The following is a 5,791-nucleotide window of genomic DNA, read 5'->3' as shown; positions in this document are numbered from 1 at the left end:
AATGCCTCGGACGAGGTGCTGCTGGCGATCGCCCGCGCCTTGTGCCTGTCGCAGACCGAGACCGAACACCTGCTCGATCTTGCCAAGCCCGCACTGGTGAAGGCTGCACCGAGGACACGCCCCGAATATCCGCACCCCCTGTCGCTGGCCATGCTCGACGCTCTCAGGGACCGGCCGGCGGTGCTGCTGGGCCGCCGCAACGACGCCCTGGCCTGGACACCATCCGGGCATCTGCTGCTGGCCCCGCATCTGCCGTTCGACACCAGTGATCCTCGCACCAGGCCATCGCTGCCGCGCCTGCTGTTCCTCGACCCGCAAGTCAGGAACGCCCATCCGGACTGGGAAGCAGAAGCCCGCACCTACGTCGCCTACCTCCGCCTCATCAGCGGCAAGTATCCCGACGACACCCGCCTGGCCGAACTCGTCGGCGAACTCTGCATGAAGGACGCCGACTTCGCCGCACTCTGGGCATCCGGCCTCGTCAAGGCGTGCACCGGGGGAACCAAGCGCTTCCAGAGCCCCCTCGTAGGCGCACTGACCGTCAACTTCCAGGTCTGGCTCCAAGCCGACACTCCCGACCACCGGCTCGAGGTCTACTCGCCGGCCGATCAGCCCTCCGCGGATGCTCTCGCGCTCCTCAACACCCTGGTGAACGAGAACCGGGAAACAGCCGTCGAGCCGACCGGAGTCACCGAGCGCCGCGGCAGTTCCGACGAGTGACTCGGCGATGCGCGGGGTGCACCGGCGAGGGTCGGTATTGGTGGGTCGTGGGATAGGCCGCCTTGCGAGCCGCGGTTACCGCGGCACACTTTCGGATACGGCTTCGGCGCAGTGACAGTGACAGTGACATCCTGTCGAGGTCAAGCAAGGTGCAGTGCCACAGCGAGAGTGCCGAACGCTGCCATGATCGAATAGACGCCGACATGCATACCGATCGCCAATCGAATGTCCTTCTTCCGCCAGGTGAGCCAGAACCCGGGGAATACCGGGAACAGCCTGCGCTCGTTCGATTCGTCGAGGTCATTCCGGTCGGGGGATGTCGATGCCGGCGGCGGCGAGTTTCGTTTCGACGAGCGAGGCCAAACGGGCTGCGGCGGAGTTGTGTACTTCGCCGTGGTGGGCGATCAGCCGGTACCGGGTCGCGGTCTCGGTGCGGGCTTGCAGGCCGGTGACGATCCTGAGCTGGGCGGGGTTGGTGAGGTAGTGCTCGGCCGTATCGGTGGCCAGTTCGGCGACACGGGGGTCGTCCGGTTCCCAGCCGATGACCTCGGCGCTGCGCCTGGCCAGTTCGACGAAGCGGGGGTCGTGCAGCGCCTGCTCGATATCGGTGAGATAGTCGTCGAAACCCTCGGGCACCAGCGCTTTGGCCAGCACGAAGGATTCCCGGGCGGTCCGCACGTCGTGTGGTGTGAAGCCGAGGGTGGGCATTCCCTCCAGCAATGCCACGGCGCGGTCGGGTAACAAGGTGCGGTCACCGGAGGTGAGCCGGTGGAGCATTTCCCGCTGCGCGGTCAACTCGGTGATCCGTCTGGTGAGGCGTTGTTCGGCGTCGGCGAGTGCGTCGGCGAACCGCGCGGCGTCGGAGGCGATGAGCGGGCCGATGTCGGCCAGCGGCACTCCGGCGGCGGCCAGCGTCCTGACCTGTACCAATCTCAACAGTTCGGGTGAGCCGTATCGCCGGTAGCCCGAGCTGTCGCGCGCTGGTTCGTCGAGCAGGCCGAGTCGGTGGTAGTGCCGCACCGTTTTGATCGTGATGTCGGCGAACGCGGCCGCCTGGCCGATGGTAACCCCGTCGGTCATCGACTCAGCGGTCCTGTCCATCCTGTACTGCTGCCGCGGTCTCCCGGACGGCGGCGGCGACGGCCCGGAAATCCTTCCGCAAGATCTGTGTGTGGTTGCTCGCGACCTTCGTGCCGACCCGCAGATTCGGATTCCGGCGGAGCACCGGGTCGAGAGAGGCGCGCATCTCTTCCATCTCTTGCGCGCCGCCGCCCAGGTTCGCGCCCGTGGCGAGGATGTAGCGCACGGGGCAGGCCAATCGGTCCAGGACCGGTTCGAGCGCGGCGCAGATCTCGTTGATCTCGATGTTGACCTCGGCGTGCTGAGCGGCGCTCATCGACGCGGACATGCCGAAGGGACGCACGAGCGGCAGGAACAACCGCATCCGGCGCCACCCCGCCGAATCGCTTCCCGCCCTTCCGCGCCGGTGTATCCCCACGGGACACCGCCGTCGACCGAGACCACGCCGGCGACCCGGTGTGGGTTTCGGTCGGCCCAGTGCACCGCCAGCGCCGCACCGTAGGACCAGCCGACCAGCAGCGGCCGGTCCACGCCGGTGGCCGCGACAACCGCGTCGAGGTCGCGAAGACAGCCCTCGAAGGAATAGTCCGCCGACCGCTTCGATCCGCCGCGGGCCCGCTCGTCGTAGGTGATGTGCCGCCACTGCGGGCCGAGTTCGGCGATCACCCGTCGCCAGGATCGCTGACTGGCGTAGGAGCCGTTGAGATACACAATGGCTGGTCCAGGGCCGCGGGTATCGGTAACCGCGAGAGCCGTGTCGTCGACAGGCACCATGCCGGCCCACGGTGAGGTCATCGAACGAGTCATGCGGTCAGCTTCCACCTTGACCTCGGGTCAAGGTCAAGGCGGAACTCAGCGAATCTCGACCGGTCGGTCCAAGAAGGACGATCTCTGCCGCAGATTCGGCACTGCGAAATCGATCGTGCCGAGGCGGAGATCGAAGCCACGGCCGCGTGCGCCTGCCACGCGACCACTGTTTCCGGCTGTGTTCCCACGACCACTCGGTACTTCCGGCTGCCGGATCGAGTTCGTCACGCCGGTCGAGTCGGCGGGCGGCCGTCGGTGATGTCGATCGCCGATGATTTCATGGTGGCTGTCAATTGTGTGGCCGCGTTCAGCAGTTCCACGCCGAGCAGTGTGCCGTCCGAAGCGAAATCCAGAGTTGCCACGATCTCTCTGTCCTTGTTCTCGACCTGCAGTGTCGATGCGACTCGGCCCGGCGCCGGCTCATCGGATGCCATGGCCAGGTAGGCAGCGTTGGCCCGTCTGTCCCAGGTCAATTCTTGGATGAACGACTGCTGCGGTTGCTCGGTCACTGGTCGATCCCCCTGGTCGGCCCGGTGTTCGCGGTCACCGGGGGTGGTCACGGTACGAGGGTAGTCGCCCGGGGCGAATTTGACTGTGCCGTGAGGGCACGGTGTGCAGTGGGATCCGGAAAGACCTACTGTGCTCAGGCCGGGGAGTGGGAACCATGAATCGAATACGCCGGAACGGGCGGCGGGCCGCCATCGTGACCGCGGCGGTGTTCGCCGGGGCGTTGACCGGGGTGTCGCCCGCGTCCCCGCAACCGCCTGCCGAACCCGCGGCGCAGGTGCGGTGGGGCGGATGTCCCGAGGATGTCCCGAACGACCCGCCGGTGCTGCAGTGCGCCACCGTGCGGGTACCGCTGGACTACCGTGATCCGGGCGGTGCGCAGATCGACATCATGATCTCCCGGATGGCGGCGAAGAACCCGGACGAACGGCGCGGTGTGCTGCTGCTGAACCCGGGGGGCCCGGGCGGATCGGGGTTGGGGCTGGCGCAGTTGCTGGTGTCCCAGGGCATGCCGGAAAGCGTGCTGGAACGCTACGACCTGATCGGTATGGATACCCGCGGAGTCGCGCATTCGGCGCCGGTGAGCTGCGGGTTCACCACCGATCAACCCTATTTCGGGAATATCCCGCCGCATGCGGCCGATGACGCGGCGGTCGCCGAGCGAGCGGAGATCGTGCGGGGTGTCGCCGATCAGTGCGCGGCCCACGACCGCGAGGGGCGGCTGCGCCATCTCTCCACCGCGAATACCGCGCGCGACCTGGACCGGATCCGGGCCGCGCTCGGCGAGGAGAAGGCCAGTTTCCTCGGGTTCTCCTACGGGACCGCGCTGGGCGCCGCGTACGCCTCGATGTTCCCGGAGCGCTCCGACCGGATCGTGCTCGACAGCAATATCGGCGATACCCACCTCGATCAGGACGGGATACGCCGGTACTCCCGGGGGATGGAGGAGACGTTCCCGGACTTCGCGAACTGGGCCGCCGCGCGGCACGACACCTACGGCCTCGGTCACACGCCCGAAGAGGTCCGCGATACCTACTTCACCCTGGCAGGGCGGCTCGACCGCGGACCGGTGGATGGTATCGACGGAAATCTTTTCCGGCTCGCGAGCTTCGTGACGCTCTACAACCCGCGATCTTATGAGCAGGCCGCGCAGCAGTGGCAGTCGCTGCTGGCCGGCGGTACACCGGAACCGGATTCGCCGGTGGGCCCGCCGGCGCCTTCGCCCGGTGACAACGCCTGGTCGGTATTTCTCGCGGTCACCTGCAACGACGTCGAATGGCCGGAGGATATCGGCAGCTACCAGCGGGCGGTCGCCGAGGATCGCGAAAAATACCCGCTGTACGGGGCATCGGCGGCCAATATCCTGCCGTGCGCCTACTGGCAGCCGCCGCTGGAGCCGCCGGTGGCGGTTTCCGGCGACGGTCCCGGCGTGCTCATCGTGCAGAACCGCCGCGACCCGGTGACCCCGTTGCGGGGCGGGGAGTTGCTGAACGACAAATTCGGTGAGCGCTCCCGGCTGGTGACCGTGGACGGCAGCGGGCACGGGGTATATGTCCTGGGTGACAACCCGTGTGCGCACGACGTCACCACCCGCTACCTGGTCGACGGCACGCTGCCGGAACAGGATGTGGATTGTGCGGCGGCCCCGCCGGCCGGGTGAGAACCGCACGGCAACGCCATGATTCGCCGCCCACCCGCCCGGCACCGGGCGGGTGGGCGAGATGCCCGCGTGGCGATGGGGCGGCTCCGGCGGCGTTCCTGCGATACTCGACTCGGTCTCGACACCGGGTGACGGTGCCGGCCGGGTAGCCCTGCCACGGGCGACGGCCGAGCCATTCGAACCCGGGCAGTGTGATTGCTGTATCCCCGCCAGTGCCGTCACCGAGGGAATCCGGGTCACCATGCGATTGGCGCGACGTACGTTTCTGCGCGGTGCGGGTATCGCCGGTGTATCGCTCGCGGCCGCGGCGGCGAGTGGATGCGGTGGCGACGAGGACACGCTGACGTTCTTCTTCCAGGCCAACCCCGAAGAGACCGACGGCCGGATGCGGGTGATCGACGAGTTCGCCCGCAGGTACCCGGACATCCGCGTCCGCCCCGTGCTGTCGGGTCCGGATCCGATGCAGCAGATGTCGACCTTCTGCGCGGGCGGTAAATGCCCCGATGTGCTGATGGCCTGGGAGCAGACCTACGCCGGTCTCGCCGACCGCGGGGTCCTGCTCGACCTGAATACCCTGCTCCGGCGGGACCCCGACTTCGCGCGGGCGCTGGCCTCGGAGAGCGTCCCGGCTCTCTACGACACCTTCGCCTTCGACGGCGGGCAGTTCGCGCTACCCGAACAGTGGTCGGGCAACTTCCTCTTCGCCAACACCGAACATTTCGCCGATGCCGGTCTGAGGGTCCCCGGCCGCTGGGACGCCGCCTGGAGCTTCGCCGAATTCCTCGACATCACCCGCGCGCTGACCGCCCGTGATCGCCGGGGCCGGGTGAGCCGGTGGGGATTCGTCGACACCTGGGTTCCGTACTATTCGGCGGGCCTGTTCGGTATGAACAACGGCGCCGAATGGGCCAGCCCGCGAACCCGCCCGGTGCGTGGCAATTTCGCCGCCGCCGGATTCCTCGAGGGCGTGCAGTTCTACGCGGATCTGGCCAACGAGCACCGGGTGGCGCCGACCCC

At 67.8% G+C, this 5,791-nt stretch carries 7 protein-coding genes; 3 read left to right on the top strand and 4 right to left on the bottom strand.

Features of this window, described 5'->3' with window-relative positions; all coding sequences use genetic code 11:
• A partial coding sequence (locus ACWDU1_RS28490) for an MmyB family transcriptional regulator (protein WP_450003148.1) occupies positions 1–720 on the top strand: 720 nt, incomplete at its 5' end.
• A gap of 300 nt (positions 721–1,020) precedes the next feature.
• Here the strand turns inward: ACWDU1_RS28490 and ACWDU1_RS28485 are convergent.
• From ACWDU1_RS28485 to ACWDU1_RS28470, 4 genes are all read right to left on the bottom strand, one after another.
• Entirely contained in the window at positions 1,021–1,800 is a 780-nt protein-coding gene (locus ACWDU1_RS28485) for a MerR family transcriptional regulator (RefSeq protein ID WP_450003147.1), read from the bottom strand.
• Between the two features lie 4 nt (positions 1,801–1,804).
• Positions 1,805–2,164 (bottom strand): hypothetical protein, encoded by a 360-nt coding sequence (locus ACWDU1_RS28480; protein WP_450003145.1) that lies wholly within the window; start codon positions 2,162–2,164, stop codon positions 1,805–1,807.
• Positions 2,113–2,607 carry an alpha/beta fold hydrolase gene (locus ACWDU1_RS28475; RefSeq protein WP_450003144.1) on the bottom strand — a complete coding sequence of 165 codons (495 nt, stop codon included), beginning with the start codon at positions 2,605–2,607 and terminating at the stop codon, positions 2,113–2,115. The genes ACWDU1_RS28480 and ACWDU1_RS28475 overlap by 52 nt, the downstream gene beginning before the upstream one ends.
• Before the next feature lie 224 nt (positions 2,608–2,831).
• Positions 2,832–3,116, bottom strand: a complete 285-nt coding sequence (locus ACWDU1_RS28470) for a DUF2283 domain-containing protein (protein WP_450003143.1) — start codon at positions 3,114–3,116, stop codon at positions 2,832–2,834.
• 155 nt (positions 3,117–3,271) lie between these two features.
• On the opposite strand from ACWDU1_RS28470, the gene ACWDU1_RS28465 reads away from it, so the two are divergent.
• Both ACWDU1_RS28465 and ACWDU1_RS28460 read left to right on the top strand, forming a co-directional pair.
• On the top strand, positions 3,272–4,774 hold the full coding sequence (locus ACWDU1_RS28465; protein ID WP_450003141.1) for an alpha/beta hydrolase: 1,503 nt from the start codon (positions 3,272–3,274) through the stop codon (positions 4,772–4,774).
• Between the two features lie 241 nt (positions 4,775–5,015).
• Positions 5,016–5,791 (top strand): ABC transporter substrate-binding protein (locus tag ACWDU1_RS28460; protein ID WP_450003140.1); only part of this gene is annotated, 776 nt, incomplete at its 3' end.

It is taken from the genome of Nocardia sp. NPDC003345 (assembly GCF_053589395.1).
Note: the sequence above shows the minus strand (reverse complement) of the source record. Positions and strands in the feature narration are given on the sequence as shown.

Bases quoted from the DNA above. Each gene is read 5' to 3' on its own strand.
- ACWDU1_RS28485 (WP_450003147.1), bottom strand. From the start codon at position 1,800: ATGACCGACGGGGTTACCATCGGCCAGGCGGCCGCGTTCGCCGACATC.
- ACWDU1_RS28480 (WP_450003145.1), bottom strand. From the start codon at position 2,164: ATGCGGTTGTTCCTGCCGCTCGTGCGTCCCTTCGGCATGTCCGCGTCG.
- ACWDU1_RS28475 (WP_450003144.1), bottom strand. From the start codon at position 2,607: ATGACTCGTTCGATGACCTCACCGTGGGCCGGCATGGTGCCTGTCGAC.
- ACWDU1_RS28465 (WP_450003141.1), top strand. From the start codon at position 3,272: ATGAATCGAATACGCCGGAACGGGCGGCGGGCCGCCATCGTGACCGCG.